A 16,385-nucleotide genomic window follows, 5' to 3' on the forward strand; every position below is an offset into this window, starting at 1 on the left:
CACCCTCGATAATAAATCACCAGATGGTAGGTAAGCAGATGAATATCGTAAAACACTCAATGACTAAAAAAGCTGGCATTATCGCGCTCGCCGCCATGGCCGGTTTCAGCGTTTCTTTCAACGCCCAGGCCAGTGATGACAAGCACAAGTTCACCCTGGCACTGGAATCTGGCGACCGCGATTCCGCCTCCGGCAAATCCATGCAAATGTGGGCTGACCTGATCAAGGAAGCTTCCGACGGCCGTATGAAGGTCAACATCTTCTATCAGGGAGAGTTGGGCGGTCAGCAGGAACTGTTCGACCAGCTGGTGAAGGGTAACATCGATATGATGCTGACCTGGCCACAAACGTCCTACGACGAGCGCCTGGCAGTGAACTACATCCCTTACCTGACGCTGGGCTGGAAAGATGCTCTGGCAGCCTACACCGATGGTGGCTGGCTGAAAAATATTCTGGGCCCTGTCTACAAGGACATCGGCCTGAAGTACTTCGGTCCTTATCCGGAAGGTTTTGGCGGCGTCGCCACCAAGGGCAAGTACGCGCTCAGCTACGAAGATGCCCAGGGCATGAAAGTACGCTCCCAGCCAGTATTCCCACTGCCACAAACCATGAACGCCATGGGCTTCCAGGCAGTGCCGATCGATTGGGCTGAGGTATACACCTCGATCCAGACCGGCGTTGTCGATGGTGACTCTTCCAACGTTATTTACTGGGACTACGAGTACTTCCGCGACCAGCTGGACTACTTTGTACAAACCTCCCACAACTTCTCATCCTACGCTTTGTTGATGAACTGGGATCAGTGGGAAGAGCTGGACGACGAAGATCGCAAGATCATTTCCGATGCCGCGTCCCAGGTGATTGAAACCCAATTCCGTAACGCCAAGGCCGAAGACGACAAGTGGATTGCAGCGGCCCAGAAAGAAGGCATGGAATACATCGTGCCAAGCAACGAACAGCTGCGAGCCTGGGTTGACCGCGTACGTACCGACGTATGGCCACAAGCGGAAGAAAAACTGGGCAAGGAGCTGATGGATAAAATCCGCGCCAATGCCTCTGTACCCGAGTAACCGGTTATTCACGGTGCCTGACCTGTCCCCGGCAATTGCCGGGTAACACCAACAGGCGGGAGTTTGATATCCGGCTGACATTTCATCAGTCGTTTAAGTCAGTCGGATATCCTTTTTAATCTGCAACAGGAGATTTATATGTCAGCTTTACTGACCCTGTTATCCGCCATCGACCGGATTTTATATGCTGTGATATACCCTTTGGTGGTGTTATTCAGCCTGTTAATTGCCAGCATGGTGTCATGGGGTGTATTCAGTCGTACAGTCCTCGACCAGCCGGTATTCGGTCTTGAAGAACTGGTACTGCTGGCCGCTGTATGGCTCTACATGCTGGGTGCTGTATTGGCCTCCCGCGAGCGTTCTCACTTGTCGGCCGACTTCACTCAAATCATTTTCAGCAACCCGAAAGTCATTCACGGTTTTCACCTGCTGGCAGTGGTGATCTCTCTCACCATGGCGGTCTTCTTTGCCACCTGGGCGTGGGACCTGCTGGCCTGGGGCCTGAAAAAAGGTCAAGCCACAACCGTATTCCAGATTCCCCTTTACCTCTCGCAAGCAAGCCTGTTTGCCGGCAGCCTGATGTTCATTCTGTACCTGCTGCGCGACCTGCTGACCGAGCTGCTGGAGTTCTTCCAGGGTAATCACCAACAACACAGCCCTGCGGCTGACGACGTACAGAACGAAGGTTAAGTTATGGGTGCCTTACTCGCGATTGCGGCGGTTGTATTGCTGATGATGATCGGCGTTCCCGTTGTATTTTCTTTTGCGGCAATGACGCTGATTTTGTCATTTGTCTACGATGTGGACGTATCGTCCCTGATGACCACCGGTTTCTGGTCCATCAACTCACTGATTCTGCTGGCTCTGCCACTGTTCGTCATGACCGGCTACCTGATGCAAGCCGGTGGCATGGCCGCCCGTCTGGTGAACTTCGTTGAAGCACTGGTTGGCCGATCCAAAGCCGGCATGGGCTCCTCCATGGTCGTCGCCTGTGGTGTGTTTGGTGCCATTTCCGGTACCGCCTCTGCGGCCGTTGCCTCGGTCGGCACCATCATGATCAAACCGATGGAAAAGCACGGCTACCCACGTGAATACACCAGTGCCCTGCTGGGTATTTCGTCGCTGCTGGGGCTACTGATTCCACCCAGCATCACCATGATTCTGTACGCGGTGGTGACCCGTCAGTCGGTAGCTGCCTGCTTCCTCGCCACCATTGGCCCGGGTATTTTGCTGATCATCATGCTGTGCTTGCTGAACTGGCTGAAAATCCGCAAGCAGGAAGACACTGCGGTGGTGAAGCTGTCGCTGACCGAACGTCTTAACGATATTGGCCAAACCGGCTGGAAAGCCCTGCCCGCGCTGATGCTGCCATTCATTATTCTGGGCGGTATTTACGGCGGTGTGTTCACCCCAACCGAAGCGGCAGCGATTGCCGTTGTGTATGCCATCCCGGTGGGCTTTTTTGTGTACCGTGAGCTGGACTGGAAAACCACTGTGCGCTGCTTGCTGCAGGCCGCCGCCACCACCGGTGTGATTATGGTGATTCTGGTGTTCTCGTTCGTTGCCAGCCGCATTTTCACACTGGAGCGCGTACCTCAGGAACTGACCGAAATCCTGATGGAAACCTTCCACAGCCCGCTGCTGATTCTGTTGATTGTGAACGTGTTCCTGATCCTGCTGGGCATGTTTATGGATGACGTATCCGTCGTCGCCATCATCAGCCCACTGCTGCTGCCTGTGATGGTCGACATCGGCATTCACCCGGTGCAGTTCGCTGCCATTGTTGGTACCAGCGTGGTGATTGGCTGTAACAGCCCGCCGATGGCACCAATCCTGTTCATGACCTGCCGGGTTGGTGAAGTGGGTATTTCCAAAGTCATGCGCCCTGCCATGTTCTTTATGATCTGGGCTGCATTGCCGGTGATGTTGGTAACCACTTACTGGTCACCAATGGCACTGTACCTGCCACGCCTGTTTGGCTACATCGACTAAGAACACACCTGCAACTGACAGGGGCGGCAGTAGCCGCCCTTTTTTGTAGGCTGACCAATAACCGCTACTCACAACAGGTCAGCCCGTTAACCGCGGATGGGATTTGCCATGATGAACCGACCACCATTCACCACCAGCCCAACACAAGTACCTGTGCAAACACATACACAAGTAGCTACACAGGTGGCTACACAGGTAGCTACACCCCTGCCAACGACCGTGCCATTCAACCGCAATGCGGCCATGGCGCCGCCGCTGAACACCAAAGCCGACGTCCCTGCGCGGGCTGTTTTTGTGCTGCTGGATAACTTTTCCATGGTGTCTTTTACCGGCGCGGCCGACGTTCTGGTCACCGCCAACCTGACTCGCACCCGCGAGCTGTTCAAGGTAGAAACCTGCAGCCTCAACGGCCAGAAAGTATGCAGCGACCTCGGTGTCGAGCTGGCGGTTGATCGCAGCATCTATGGCCTCGACCTGAATAACGTCGACCTGTTGGTGGTGTGCGGCGGCTATCGCACACCGATGCGAAGCCACGAAGGGTTACGCAAACTGCTGCAACAGTGCCAGCTGGAAGGTATCTGGACCGGCGGCCTCTGGAACGGCGCGTTTTACCTTGCCGATGCCGGTGTATTTGGCGATGAACCCTTTGCCATTCATCCCGACAGCCGGGTGCTGCTGCAAGAACAGCTGCCCGCCTGCCAACTGTCGCAAAAATCCTTCACCGTCGCCGATCGCAGCTTCAGCTGCATCAGCCCGGACGCCGCGATCCACGCTACCCTGGAGTTGCTGGAGCAGCTGCACAGCCGACCGCTGAAACACGCGGTGAATGAGATTTTGCTGTCCAACATCGAACACAACGATCTGCCATTGCGCGGTGCCCGAGGCGTACTGCCACAAGCGCTGATTCAGGTGATCGAACTGATGGAAAACAACATTGAAGAAGTGCTGGAGCTGACTGAAATCAGTCGTTATACCGGCATGTCCCGTCGTCAGGTCGAACGCCTGTTCAACCGCTACCTGAACACCAGTCCGGCCAAATACTATCTGGAACTGCGTTTGGCACGGGCTCGCCAACTGCTGACCAAAACCAACTACAGCGTCAGCGAAATTGCCGTTGCCAGTGGCTTCAGCAGCACCACACACTTCAGCCGCAGCTTCAAACTGCACTTTGGTGTCGCCCCCAGCCACCTGCGTTGGCCAAGCCACAGGAACCTGTCGGCATGACAGAAAAGTTGACGCCCAAGGCCGCCAGCACTAGCGTACAGGGAAATTCTCCCTTTTATGGCAGTGTTACTGACTCTCAGGCGGCTATGTCACGTCACGTTGAACCCGATCAGGTTTTCCTGAAAATGCCGTCGCTGCGCGCGATCAAGTCCTTCACCGCAGCGGCCAAATACCAGAGCTTCACCCGTGCGGCGGAAGCCCTGTGCGTGACGCAAGCGGCAATAAGCAGGCAAATTCGGGAGCTGGAAGGTCAGCTGGGCGTGCAACTGTTCAAACGCGAAGGCCGCACCGTGCAGCTGACCAAAGCCGGTCGGCTGTTCTACGACGCCGCTTATCTGTCGTTTGTGAATATTGCCCAGGCGGCAGAACGAATTCAGAACGTCGATGAGAAAAAACAGCTGCTGACCATTTGCTGCAGCCCGGCGTTTGCCAACTTCTGGCTGGCCCCCCGATTGCCCGATTTCTTCGAGCAACACCCCGACATCGACATCAGCGTGGTGGCCACCGAAGACTTCCTGCAACTGGAACCCGGTGTGTACCCGGACGTGTTTATCTACAAGTCCGCCGACCCGCGCGATGGCTACCAGTCGGTACCGCTATTTCACGACCTGATCTACCCGGTGTGCACCCCACAGTACCTTGAACTGCACCCGCAAATTGCCGAACTGGAAGGACTCTACAAAGCCGCCCGGTTAAACCTAAGCCCTTATGGCCGGGCGCAAGTAGCCGAGCACCTCGACTGGGATTTGTGGTTCTCGTTTTTCGAAATGCCGTCCAGCCTCAACAGCAGCCAGCCGCACCTGTTCCACGTGAACGACTACAGCACCCTGATGAATATGGTGCTGCAACATCAGGGCATTGGCATTGGCTGGCACCATCTCGTGGCACCCAAAATCGCCAGCGGCGAGCTGATTCGTCCGGTGCCCCATGAAGTCGTGCTGAAACAAAAGCGCCACTACATGAGCCACCTGACCAGCAAAGCCAACGACGACACCTTCAAGCGTTTCCGCGATTGGCTGATGACTCATATAGAAAGCGAACAAACCGCCATCCACGACCGCTAACCATTCTCTTCTGCTTGTTATAGGGTCAGCTAACTGACCCCATAACATCCCCTCACAAGTACAGATAGAAGTGGCAAACGCTGCGGAAGATCACCCCCACCAACGCACCAAGCACGGCAATTTTCATCACCTTGGCCACTTCCTTGCCAGCCGTGGCAAAGATGGCGACCCCGGCCAGATCCAGCGGCGAAATCATCAAACCCGCCAACAGATTCACGTCGCGGACGCTCAACACGCCGGCCTGCACTTGCTCGATCATCAGACCCATCATGGCGGTACCGCCAGCAACAAAGCGGGTAATGGTCAGCAGCAAGGTTTCGCGGGGGAAGCCGATGGCTTCAAACAGGAAGGCGGTTTGGCCCTCAAGCCAATCGATGGCACCGGTGGCACGAAACAGGTTCACCGCCACCAGCGTCACAATCAGCAAAGGCATGGCGCCCATGGTGATTTGCCAGGCATCCTGACCGGCACGACGGATCAGCGCCATCAGGTTCTGCTCCTGTGGTTCATTCACCTCGGGCAACAGCGCGGCTTCGGCGTTACTCAAATGCCGACCTAACAAGTGATAGGTCACCATCGCAGCCACCACACCGCCACTGATCGACAGCGCCATGGTGACACCCAAATCCAGACCAATAGCCGCCAGCGGGAATACCACATTGGCCTGCGCCAACGCCATCACCATCGCCGTTGTGGCCGCCAGATAACGTGGCGCGACGCCGCTGCGGGCCATCAAGGCCAGTGTCGCCAACGGCGCCGCTGAACTGACCAGCACCTCCTGAATCATGGCAAACAGCGCCAGTCCGGTAATCCCCAGTGGCAACAACAACGGCGACACCCAACGCACCACCAGCGCAACCACACCGCGGCTTTCCAGCCACAGCATCAGACTCAGCATCACTACCATGATCGGCAGCAAAATAAACAACGAGACTTCCACCGCCGACTGGCCGGAGGCAATCAGAATTCCGGCAAGATCTTCCATCCGCATTCTCCCAGAGTATCTGACTAGCTAACACTAAATGACAGACCTGCGTACGAACCCTGACGACGGGTTTTATACAGGCAGCGGCGAGGTCGGATCTGTGCGCACATCCGTCGTATGTCTGCGCGGCTTGCGTGGCCTGAAACACAGACACTTGTGGTTCATTCACCCCCCAGACGAGAGCAGCCTCCATGAACTCCTATTCCGAACTGGCCAGTTTTGCCAGCTATCCCATCACGTCCTTACCCGTGGAATGGCATATCGAAGCCGAAGGCGTCCGCCTGATTTGGGACGATCAGCATGTCAGCCTGCTTCATACGTTCTGGTTGAGGGACAACTGCCCGTGCAGTGAGTGTGTATCACCCGTTACCCGTGAGCAGCTGTTTGAAATTTGCGACGCCCCCGCTGACCTGCATATCCGTGATGTTTCCCTGACCGCGGTTGCAGAACAACAGCGGCTCACTATTTGCTGGTCGGATGGTCATGTCAGCAGGATGCACCCGGGCTGGTTACGAGCCCATTGCTACGCCGACGCTGCTCGCCAACAACGCGTCAGCGTCCAGCACACATGGGATCGGCAGGTCATCAACCGGCATCTGCCTCAGCACGACTATCAGCAGGTTATGACAAACAACAATGCACTACTGACATGGCTGCAAACACAGCATCAATGGGGGATTGCGATGATTCGCAACAGCCCGACAGAGGTAGGCAGCCTGAATCATCTGGCACAACGGATCGGGATGATTCGGGAGACAAACTTTGGCCGTTTGTTCGATGTGATATCCCGATCTGATGCCAATTCAGCGGCGTACACCACCGTGCGACTGCCGCTGCACACCGACCTGCCGACCCGGGAGCTGCAGCCCGGGTTGCAGTTTCTGCATTGCCTTCGCAACGATGCCGAAGGGGGCGAGTCGATTCTGGTCGATGGTTTTCGGGTCGCTGCCGACCTGCGTCAGGAAAGCCCCGAGTTGTATCAGGCCCTGACCCGAATCCCGGCCGATTTTTACAACAAGGATCGACATTCAGACTATCGATTCCGGGCCCCTATCCTACAGACCGATGCCGATGGCGAACTGACAGAAGTTCGCGTCGCCAACTTTCTACGGGGCCCGCTGGATGTCTCTGCAAACGATGTTGAGCTGTTCTATCGGGCTTACCGACGCTTTATTGAAAAAACCCGGGACAGCCGCTATCAGCTGTACTTCCGGCTCGATGCAGGCGACACCCTGGTGTTCGACAACCGTCGGGTATTGCATGCCCGCAACGCCTTTGACCTGAAATCTGGCGGACGCCATCTACAAGGATGCTATGTCGATCGCGATGAGCTGCTGTCGCGCATTCGCATCCTGCAACGCCAGCAAACAGTGGAATGAAACATCCAAGGTGAGAGGTTAGGGAATCCCGGGATTTCAAAGCCCCTGACCCGCGGCCAGTCGATGCCGGACTTGTTGCCGTTGCATCGACGGCGACAAGCCAAACTGACGCCGATACAGCCTCGCAAAATAGGAGCCGGAGCCGAGCCCGCACTGTTCCGCGATACGCTGTATCGACAGGTCTGTTTCCAGCAGCAATCGCTGGCCATTTTGCAACCGCAACAGCAGTAAAAATGCCGATGGCGACGTCTGTAAGACAGTTTGAAACAAGCGCTCCAATTGACGTGTCGACACATGACACTGGGCCGCGATCTGTTGGATGGGTAAAGGAGTTGCAAGACCGGCTTCCATCAGATTGACCGCTCTTGCCAGCCTGGGGTGAAAAATACTGCGTCGGCTGGCCAGCGGGCTGCGTTGGGATTCGTGCCCGTGGCGGGTGCCGTTGACGACCAGCTGCTCGGCTACCTGGGCTGCCAGCGCAGCACCGCCATGGGATTCAATCAAAAACAGCATCAACTCCATCGCGGCTTGCACACCGGCACACGAGAATAAGCCCCGGTCCATTTCGACCCGACTGTCGACAACATCCAGCCCCAACGCCCGGAACGCCGCGAAGTACTCCCAGTGTCCGGTTATTCGGCGTCCGCCCACCACTCCGGAGTCGGCCAGCACGATCGCCGCAGTATCCACTGATACCAGTGGCACCGAGCGTGCCGACAGGTGTTTTAGCCAGTGACGCAAAGGCCGATCCACCTGCCCGGTGGGATTGAAGCTACTGACGACGACCAGGTTGTCCGGCCAACCGGGATCACTCCGTAGAGGCAGCGGTTGCCGGTAATGCACCACGTCATTCAGGGTCATGCCATTACTGGCAGCGACGGGCTGACCGGTTGGCGTCAAACACTGCCAACTGAACAACGCATCGCCGTTAAGCCGATTGGCAATTCGCATGGGCTCAATCATCGACATAAGGGTGATCAAGCCATATTGCTCCAGCAGCAGGAAGTCCAGATGAACTTGCCCAGTGGGGTTAATCTTGAGCAAGCTCATGCAACGTCAGGATTGGCTGCTGGCGGGCTGTTTTGCCCGTTCAGACACATCATCTTCAGCAATCCGGTGACGACCGTGACGCGGGTAACCATAGCGGCTGTCCTGCCACAACGATTTCAGCGTACCGATGGTCATCACAATGATCAGCACACTGAGCGGCAGCGCCGCTGCCATCAATGCGGTTTGTAGTGCCTTAAGGCCACCTGCCATCAGCAGCACAGCGGCCACCATGCCAATCACCGCCCCCCAGAAAATGCGATAGGCCCGAGGCGGGTTTTCATTGCCAAGTGACAAAATGGTGGTCAGAACCAATGTGCTGGAATCTGAGGAAGTGACAAACCAGCTGAACAGCAGGAACACCATCATGGCAGACATGATCCAACCCAGTACGCCCGTACCGGCAATGCCATCGGAGCTGGCGAACAAGGCCGCTGGCAGATTCCAGGCGCGCACCAGTTCAATGATGCCCGCAGTCCCTGGACCAGCCTCAGCAAACAGTTCCTGATGTAAGGCATCACCGCCAAAAATGCCCAACCAGATAAAAATCATGGCGGTTGGCGCAATCAGTACACCAATCACAAACTCTCGCAAGGTACGACCACGGGAGATATGGGCAATAAACAAACCGACGAACGGCGCCCAGGCCAGCCACCACGCCCAGTAGAAAATCGTCCAGCCATTTTGCCAGGCAGCGGGTCCTTGCTCGTCAGGGAACCACAGTCCCATGCCGATAAAGTCCACCAGATAATCACCAGTGGTCACTGCGATGGTTTTTACCAGCCACTCGGTTGGCCCAGCGAACAGGAAGAACGCCAGTACCAGTGCAGATACCACGATATTCCACTGCGAAATAATCTTGATGCCTTTGCCAACACCCGACAGCGCCGACAAGATGGACACCACACTGATCAGGAATATCAGCGTCAACTGTGTTGTCAGGCCCGGATCGAAACCGGCCAGACGCTCAAGTCCTACCGCCATTTGGCTGACACCAAGGCCGAGAGACGTGGCGATACCGAACACGCAGCCAAGCACGCCCAGCAAATCAACCACATGGCCAATTGGGCCGTAAATACGCTCTCCGATCAGCGGATACAGGGTTGAGCGCAAGGCCAGCGGCAGGTTTTTGCGGAAGGAAAAATAGGCCAGCGCCAATCCAACGATGACGTACACCGCCCACCCATGAAATCCCCAGTGAAAGAACGCGACTTTCAGGGCGTCTTCGGCGCGCGCCTGATTGATAGCGACGTTGCCATCCATATCCGCATAAGGGTTATTCGGGTAACCAAAAGCACCACTGTTATCGAGATAGAAGATCGGCTCAGCCACGCCAAAAAACAGCACCCCGATACCGATACCCGCCGAGAACAACATCGCCATCCAGGTAAACAGGCTATAGTCCGGCTTGCAGTCGTTACTGCCAAGTTTGATGTTGCCCTTGGGGCTGACCACGATGAAAGCACAAACGGCGATCAGCCCCACCACGGTGATCATGTAGTACCAACCGAAGGTTGATTCAATCCAGCTGCGAGCGGTACCAAACAGCTGTCCTGCCAGCTCTGAGTTAAAGCCGGTAAACCCGACAAAGAGCAACACCAACAGGCTTGCAGTAATCGTCATGCCCTTGTGCATACCGCGAAACAGCGGCTCATCACTGACGTACTCCAGCAAGTAATCCTTGTTGGTACTGTCGTATCGATTCTCTGTTTTCATCCTATTCCCCTCATCGTATTTACCATCCTGCTGTTATGTCGTTGTTGTTCAGGTGCTTCCGTCCTGATCCTGTCCCGGGACCCTGACAGTCAAAAAAATACCCACGCCGACAGCCATCGGGTGGGTATTGGTTTAACGCTGAATACCGTGCTGCTGACGATACTCGTCCAGTGTTTGCATGATGCGAATCAGGCAGTCGTCCCGTTCCTGCACCAATTCATCAATACTGGCGCCATTGGCCTGCGACAAGCAGCCAGCCACCATGTCGTCCTTCAGTTGCTGAGTCAGTGGCGGTGCCTCCAATCGCGTCCAGGGTTCTTTCAGAGACTCCTCAAAATGGTCCAGCAGATGCGCCATTCCCCCCTGGCCGCCGCCCAGATGATAGGTCAGGCAATGGCCCATAATTGCCCAACGCAAGCCTGGGCCGTAAGCAATCGCCTTATCGATATCCTCAACCGAGCATTCCTTGTTGGCGACCATGTGCAGCGCCTCACGCCACAGTGCCTCTTGCAATCGATTACCAATAAAGCCGGGCAACTCTTGCTCCATTTTGGCGACTTTTTTACCGATCGATTCATAGAATCCGGCAGTCCAGTCAACTACCGCCTGCGCGGTTTGTTCTCCACCACAGACTTCGCAGAAAGGCACCAAATAGGGAGGATTGAACGGGTGTCCAACAACAAAACGCTCGGCATGACCCTTCACATCCGCCGCCATATCGGTCATTGCGAAGCCGGAGGTGCTGGAGATAACAATGACATCCGGCGCCAGCAAGTTGTCCAATTCTGCAAACAACGCGCGCTTACGGCCGAGGTGCTCCGGGGTACTCTCCTGAATAAAATCCACAGCGTCGGCCAGTTCGCCGAGACTTCCGACAAAGCGTATGCGGTCAGGACGAGCGCCATCGCGCAAACCCAGTTTGATCATGGTTGGCCAGATCTTATCGATCATGGCCAACATCTTTTGCTCCGCCGACGGGCCCGGGTCATACGCGACAACATCGAGCCCCATGCGCAGGAAGTGCAACACCCAGGCACCACCAATCACCCCGGTGCCGATCACACCCGCGGTTTTTACGTCTGCAAAATCGGGATAAGTCACCTGAATATTCATCACTGATCTCCTCGCAAACCGAGTTTCTGACGTGCTTCCGCAGGCGACAGCACCTTGCTGCCTAACTCACGGGCAACGTTAGCGGCCTTCTCCACCAGCTGACCGTTGGTCGCCAGTACACCCTTACTTAGGTACAGGTTGTCCTCAAGGCCAACCCGCACATGGCCACCCAACAACATCGATTGTGCAGCCCACGGCATTTGCTGACGGCCCAATGCAAATGAGGTCCAGTGCGCGTTATCTGGAAGCATATCGACCATGCCTTTCAGCAGGCTCAGTTGTGGTGGCGCTCCCCACGGAATGCCCATGCACAGCTGGTACATGGCAGAGTCGTCAATCAGTCCTTCCTTGCGCATTTGAAGGGCAAACCAAAGGTTGCCGGTATCGAAAATTTCCAATTCCACGGTAACGCCCAGATCCCGAATACGAGCCGCGCCCGCGCGCAACATATCCGGCGTTGAGACATACACCAGATTGCTGTCGCCAAAGTTCAGAGAGCCGCAATCCAGCGTGCAGATTTCCGGCTTCAGGGCCTCGATATGCAACAGCCGTTCAGTAGCGCCCACCAGATCGGTCTCGGCGCTAAAGTCTGTCGGGGCATGATCCGGGCCCAGATAAAGATCCCCACCCATGCCCGCGGTCAGGTTGATGATCACATCACAGCTGGAGCCGCGCAGGATTTCACACACTTCGGCATACAAGTCGACTCGTCGGGAGCATTGACTGGTTTCGGGATCTCGAACATGGATGTGAGCAATGGCTGCCCCTGCGTTCCAGGCCTCAATCGCCGCATCAGCAATTTGCTGTGGCGTAACCGGTACATGAGGACTGCGGCTGGCGGTGTCACCTGCGCCGGTAACAGCACAGGTAATGATGGTTTCCGGGTTCATCTGGAACTCTCTCAAACGGATGATAGTGATAGGCCGGTATCGGGCCAGAGCTCTACCTTCCGCCATCACACATGGGAGATTTCGGCATTAACCGATGCCCATTAGCCCAAATCCGACTTGTCCACATTGGAAATGAGCGATTTCGTCGGATTGGCTCAAATGGCACCATCGAGTCAAAGTGTGCGTATGACAGGAGCAGTGACAGCAAATCACCGCAACTAACGCTCGTCCGATGGGCGGCGTTGGTATTGTTTCTGATAACAGCGGGTAAAGTGAGACAGGGAGGCAAAGCCGCACGCCATGGCAACCTCCGTGACGCTAAGACGACTTTGTTGCAACATGCTGCGCGCTCGTTCCAACCGCAAGTTGCGATAAAAAGCATTGGGCGTGTGCTGCAAATAGCGTTTGAACAGGCGTTCCAGTTCACGCTCGGAGACGTCAACCAACAACGCCAATTGGGCAATGGTCAGCGGGTCTTCAATATTTTCCCGCATCAAGGTAACCGCATTGATCAGGTTGGGATTGCGACTGTCGAGCTGATATTGCAAATCGCTCAATTGGCTGTCGTTGTGTGGACGCGCTCGGGAACAAATCAGGGCATCTGCGACGGCCGTCGCCAATTGCCGGCCGTGCTGCCGTTCAACCAGATACAGCATCATATCCAGCCCGGCCATCGCCCCTGAGCATGCAAAGCGTCGGCGATCAATCACAAACAGTTCTGCCAAAAAACTTACGCCGGGATAATGCTCACGCGCCATATCCAGGTTTTCCCAATGAACCGTGCTCTGATAACCATCCAGCACACCCGCCTCTGCCAACAAAATCGCTCCGGTATCCTGACTGCCGATACTGGTGCCGTGATTAGCCAATCGGCGCAAGAAACCACACACAGCACTGGAGTAGCCGTTCTGCGGTTTTTCACCGGAACACACGATCAGATTGCGGCAGGACTCGACCTCACCAATGGCACGATCCGCGGTTAACGCCAGACCATCTGCAGTTGGCACTTCGCCACCGGATTCAGACAGTAACTCCCAGCAGTAAAGCGTGCGCCCCGACAAACGATTGGCATGACGCAATGGCGCCAGCATGGCCGTTAAACCAAACAGCGAGCAATTAGGCACCAACAAAAATGAGATCCGGTAGGGTTGGTCGGGTAACGGGATATCTTCAAACATAAAGCTCCGGTCCAAGGATATTCGGATTTGTGCAAATTCCAGCGATTCAGCTTTGCCATGCTTACCCTCTGAATCACTCTGCACAGGCACTTAATCATGGCGACGACACACCTTCTACCCCTGATCCAAACACAGGTTGCCCCGCAATGGGTTGACTATAACCGACATATGAACGACGCCTGTTATGTGGTGGTCTTCAGCCAGGCCATTGACGCATTGATCGATCATCTGGGCCTGGATGCCTCTTACAGAGAACAACACGATGTGTCGGTTTACACCCTGCAAAGCATGGTGCATTACCTGCAAGAAATTACCGAGGGTGAGCCCTTGACGGTAGTCGCCCAACTACTGGACAGCGATAACAAAAAGCTCCGGGTTTTCTTCCAGATGCTACACACCAGCAGCGGTGACCTGTTGGCTGAATTTGAAACCCTGCTACTGCATATGGACATGAAGACCCATCGACCAGCGCCGTTTGACAACGTGATTGCCGAACAGGTGAAGGCCCTGCAAAAACGGCACGAATCGTTCCCCAAACCAGACCGGGCCGGGCGCGGTATTGCCATGCGAAAACCTGCCTGAGCGGTCCCTTACTAACCTGCCTCCCTACGCCTGCATGAGTCAGGCCTTCGGCAACAGCCTCCCCATTTTCAGCTGTTGCCTCTTTTGCCGCGTACTAAACACACCAGCCGCCACACATACGCCTAAACTCAAAACAGGTTCAATTGTCACAGATCGGATGTATATCCCTGTTTGCGCTGGATAAATCCGTTTATGCTGACATTAATGATTGAACTATCACGTATTTTTCCAGCTGGTACTGAACGCCGAAGAGGACGTCATCATGCGGTTAACACGTAACACCCGATCGATTCTGCTGCCCATGGCAGCGCTGTGGCTATCACTGTTGTGTGCAGCAACCAGTCAGGCCGATACACCCAAGGACGTGTTCAGTCGGGAGAACGTCAAGCTGTTTACCGTGGTGGCACCGGAATGGCCCGATTACACCAACGCCGATGGCACCGGGCTGTATTGGCAGGTACTGAAGGCGATTTACGAGCCGCTGGATATCCGTGTAAAAGACACCAATGTGCCGTGGAACCGGGCCATGAAGATGGTGACCCAGTACAACATGTACAACGCCATTGTTGGCGAGTACCGGGATACCGAAGAGGACCTGCTGTTCCCGGACTACCCCATCGATGTGGAGTACATGTGGGTGCTCAGCAAGAACCCGTCGCTACCCGGGTTCAACGGCCGCGCCAGTCTGACCGGCCACCGGGTTGGCTGGATCAAGGATTACGAGGTGATCCCCATTGAAGACCGCGACTTCGAGCTGATTGAGTTCCGCACCACAGCACAGGGGCTGGAGTACCTGAACGAAGGCAAGATCGATTACCTGATCGACGAGTGGGATGAAATTGAACTGGCGTTAGAAGAAACCGGTTTTGCCGAGGACGACTACGACGCCAATGAAATGCCGGAAGGCACCGATGTGTACGTTGCCTTCGCCAACAGCGAGTTATCGAAGACCCTGATCGAGCTCTATAACGAGCGCATGAAAGCGCTACTGGCCAGCGGCGAATTGGCCGCTATTTACCAGCAATGGGAGTCGGACGTACCTGAAACGGCCCTGAATGCCGGCAAGTAATCCGCATACAGCACCAACCAAAACGGGCCGCTAATCAGCGGCCCGTTTTGTTTTGGGTTCAGGTGTATGGCAGCGGTTTTACTCGCCCCACACGTCCTTCAATACGCGTACCCAGTTGCCGCCCATGATTTTCGACACATCGTTGGCGCTGAAACCGCGTTTCAGCAGGGTTTCGGTCAGGTTCGGGAATTCACCCACGGTGCGAATGCCTTCCGGGTTGATGATCTTGCCGAAGTTGGTCAGACGGCGGGCATACCCCTTGTCGTGAGTCAGCCATTCAAAGAACTGCTGGTCGTGGCCCTGAGTGAAGTCGGTGCCAATACCCACCGAGTCGATACCGCAGATGTTAACGATGTATTCGATCGCTTCAGCGTAATCGTCAACGGTGGATTCGATGCCTTTTTTCAGGAACGGCGCAAACATGGTAACGCCGACAAAGCCGCCGTGGTCGGCGATGAACTTCAGTTCTTCATCCGACTTGTTACGCGGATGTTCTTTCAGGCCCGACGGCAGACAGTGGGAATAGCAAACCGGCTTTTTGGATTCCAGAATCACTTCTTCCGAAGTCTTTGAACCCACATGGGACAGGTCACACATGACGCCCACACGGTTCATTTCAGCGACGATTTCACGACCGAAATCGGACAGACCGCCGTCACGCTCGTAGCAACCGGTGCCCACCAGATTCTGGGTGTTGTAGCACATCTGCACCACACCCACGCCGAGGTCCTTGAACACCTGCACGTAACCAATCTGGTCTTCGTAGGCATGGGCGTTCTGGAAACCCATCATGATGCCGGTTTTGCCCAGCTCCTTGGCCTTGAGGATATCGTCGGTGGTTTTTACCTTCATCACCAGATCGCTGTTGGCTTCGATCAGGTTGTTCATATCGACGATGTTATCGACGGTTTTCTGGAAGTTCTCCCACACCGACACCGTGCAGTTGGCCGCGGTGAGGCCGCCTTTTTTGAAATCTTCAAACAGGTCGCGATTCCATTTGGCGATGATCAGGCCGTCAATAATGATGGATTCTTGGTGGAGCTTCTGGGCTTCGTTCATGATGATTTCCCTCTGAA

The 16,385-nt window shown here is 55.4% G+C and carries 15 protein-coding genes; 8 read left to right on the forward strand and 7 right to left on the reverse strand.

Features of this window, described 5'->3' with window-relative positions:
- Positions 1–38: 38 nt before the first annotated feature.
- The 5 genes from dctP (at position 39) to G516_RS0111700 (ending at position 5,350) form a co-directional block, all read left to right on the forward strand.
- Entirely contained in the window at positions 39–1,070 is a 1,032-nt protein-coding gene (dctP, locus tag G516_RS0111680; RefSeq protein ID WP_245582663.1) for a TRAP transporter substrate-binding protein DctP, read from the forward strand.
- Between the two features lie 138 nt (positions 1,071–1,208).
- On the forward strand, positions 1,209–1,760 hold the full coding sequence (locus G516_RS0111685) for a TRAP transporter small permease (protein ID WP_028293818.1): 552 nt from the start codon (positions 1,209–1,211) through the stop codon (positions 1,758–1,760).
- Positions 1,761–1,763: 3 nt separating this feature from the next.
- Positions 1,764–3,062, forward strand: coding sequence for a TRAP transporter large permease (locus G516_RS0111690; RefSeq protein ID WP_028293819.1), 1,299 nt, complete (start codon positions 1,764–1,766; stop codon positions 3,060–3,062).
- A 108-nt stretch (positions 3,063–3,170) separates the two neighbouring features.
- Complete coding sequence (locus G516_RS22180) at positions 3,171–4,286, forward strand: GlxA family transcriptional regulator (protein WP_169449532.1); 1,116 nt, start codon at positions 3,171–3,173, stop codon at positions 4,284–4,286.
- Positions 4,283–5,350, forward strand: coding sequence for a LysR substrate-binding domain-containing protein (locus G516_RS0111700; protein ID WP_245582664.1), 1,068 nt, complete (start codon positions 4,283–4,285; stop codon positions 5,348–5,350). Before G516_RS22180 ends, G516_RS0111700 begins: the two co-directional genes overlap by 4 nt.
- Before the next feature lie 52 nt (positions 5,351–5,402).
- On the opposite strand, the gene G516_RS0111705 is transcribed toward G516_RS0111700, so the two are convergent.
- Entirely contained in the window at positions 5,403–6,335 is a 933-nt protein-coding gene (locus tag G516_RS0111705; protein WP_028293821.1) for a hypothetical protein, read from the reverse strand.
- 191 nt (positions 6,336–6,526) lie between these two features.
- Here G516_RS0111705 and G516_RS0111710 point away from each other — a divergent pair, with 191 nt between their 5' ends.
- Positions 6,527–7,714 (forward strand): TauD/TfdA family dioxygenase, encoded by a 1,188-nt coding sequence (locus G516_RS0111710; RefSeq protein ID WP_028293822.1) that lies wholly within the window; start codon positions 6,527–6,529, stop codon positions 7,712–7,714.
- 36 nt (positions 7,715–7,750) lie between these two features.
- On the opposite strand, the gene G516_RS22185 is transcribed toward G516_RS0111710, so the two are convergent.
- The 5 genes from G516_RS22185 to G516_RS0111735 form a co-directional block, all read right to left on the reverse strand.
- Entirely contained in the window at positions 7,751–8,764 is a 1,014-nt protein-coding gene (locus tag G516_RS22185) for a GlxA family transcriptional regulator (protein ID WP_051219344.1), read from the reverse strand.
- A gap of 6 nt (positions 8,765–8,770) precedes the next feature.
- Positions 8,771–10,477, reverse strand: a complete 1,707-nt coding sequence (locus G516_RS22190; RefSeq protein WP_084645018.1) for a BCCT family transporter — start codon at positions 10,475–10,477, stop codon at positions 8,771–8,773.
- A 132-nt stretch (positions 10,478–10,609) separates the two neighbouring features.
- Positions 10,610–11,590, reverse strand: coding sequence for a 3-hydroxyacyl-CoA dehydrogenase NAD-binding domain-containing protein (locus G516_RS0111725; protein WP_028293823.1), 981 nt, complete (start codon positions 11,588–11,590; stop codon positions 10,610–10,612).
- Positions 11,590–12,480, reverse strand: a complete 891-nt coding sequence (locus G516_RS0111730; protein WP_028293824.1) for a BKACE family enzyme — start codon at positions 12,478–12,480, stop codon at positions 11,590–11,592. The genes G516_RS0111725 and G516_RS0111730 overlap by 1 nt, the downstream gene beginning before the upstream one ends.
- A gap of 218 nt (positions 12,481–12,698) precedes the next feature.
- Positions 12,699–13,658 carry a GlxA family transcriptional regulator gene (locus tag G516_RS0111735; protein ID WP_036536112.1) on the reverse strand — a complete coding sequence of 320 codons (960 nt, stop codon included), beginning with the start codon at positions 13,656–13,658 and terminating at the stop codon, positions 12,699–12,701.
- 96 nt (positions 13,659–13,754) lie between these two features.
- Here G516_RS0111735 and G516_RS0111740 point away from each other — a divergent pair, with 96 nt between their 5' ends.
- Positions 13,755–14,240, forward strand: a complete 486-nt coding sequence (locus G516_RS0111740) for a thioesterase family protein (protein ID WP_036536114.1) — start codon at positions 13,755–13,757, stop codon at positions 14,238–14,240.
- A gap of 208 nt (positions 14,241–14,448) precedes the next feature.
- The gene (locus G516_RS0111745; protein WP_051219347.1) at positions 14,449–15,309 is read left to right on the forward strand and encodes a substrate-binding periplasmic protein; all 861 of its coding nucleotides are present in this window, start codon (positions 14,449–14,451) and stop codon (positions 15,307–15,309) included.
- 78 nt (positions 15,310–15,387) lie between these two features.
- On the opposite strand, the gene G516_RS0111750 is transcribed toward G516_RS0111745, so the two are convergent.
- Positions 15,388–16,368, reverse strand: a complete 981-nt coding sequence (locus G516_RS0111750) for a dipeptidase (RefSeq protein ID WP_028293828.1) — start codon at positions 16,366–16,368, stop codon at positions 15,388–15,390.
- Positions 16,369–16,385 lie beyond the last annotated feature (17 nt).

This window comes from Oceanobacter kriegii DSM 6294 (assembly GCF_000422845.1).
GTDB classification, from domain to species: domain Bacteria; phylum Pseudomonadota; class Gammaproteobacteria; order Pseudomonadales; family Oceanobacteraceae; genus Oceanobacter; species Oceanobacter kriegii.

Bases quoted from the DNA above. Each gene is read 5' to 3' on its own strand.
- dctP (WP_245582663.1), top strand. From the start codon at position 39: ATGAATATCGTAAAACACTCAATGACTAAAAAAGCTGGCATTATCGCG.
- G516_RS0111685 (WP_028293818.1), top strand. From the start codon at position 1,209: ATGTCAGCTTTACTGACCCTGTTATCCGCCATCGACCGGATTTTATAT.
- G516_RS0111690 (WP_028293819.1), top strand. From the start codon at position 1,764: ATGGGTGCCTTACTCGCGATTGCGGCGGTTGTATTGCTGATGATGATC.
- G516_RS22180 (WP_169449532.1), top strand. From the start codon at position 3,171: ATGATGAACCGACCACCATTCACCACCAGCCCAACACAAGTACCTGTG.
- G516_RS0111700 (WP_245582664.1), top strand. From the start codon at position 4,283: ATGACAGAAAAGTTGACGCCCAAGGCCGCCAGCACTAGCGTACAGGGA.
- G516_RS0111705 (WP_028293821.1), bottom strand. From the start codon at position 6,335: ATGGAAGATCTTGCCGGAATTCTGATTGCCTCCGGCCAGTCGGCGGTG.
- G516_RS0111710 (WP_028293822.1), top strand. From the start codon at position 6,527: ATGAACTCCTATTCCGAACTGGCCAGTTTTGCCAGCTATCCCATCACG.
- G516_RS22185 (WP_051219344.1), bottom strand. From the start codon at position 8,764: ATGAGCTTGCTCAAGATTAACCCCACTGGGCAAGTTCATCTGGACTTC.
- G516_RS22190 (WP_084645018.1), bottom strand. From the start codon at position 10,477: ATGAAAACAGAGAATCGATACGACAGTACCAACAAGGATTACTTGCTG.
- G516_RS0111725 (WP_028293823.1), bottom strand. From the start codon at position 11,590: ATGAATATTCAGGTGACTTATCCCGATTTTGCAGACGTAAAAACCGCG.
- G516_RS0111730 (WP_028293824.1), bottom strand. From the start codon at position 12,480: ATGAACCCGGAAACCATCATTACCTGTGCTGTTACCGGCGCAGGTGAC.
- G516_RS0111735 (WP_036536112.1), bottom strand. From the start codon at position 13,658: ATGTTTGAAGATATCCCGTTACCCGACCAACCCTACCGGATCTCATTT.
- G516_RS0111740 (WP_036536114.1), top strand. From the start codon at position 13,755: ATGGCGACGACACACCTTCTACCCCTGATCCAAACACAGGTTGCCCCG.
- G516_RS0111750 (WP_028293828.1), bottom strand. From the start codon at position 16,368: ATGAACGAAGCCCAGAAGCTCCACCAAGAATCCATCATTATTGACGGC.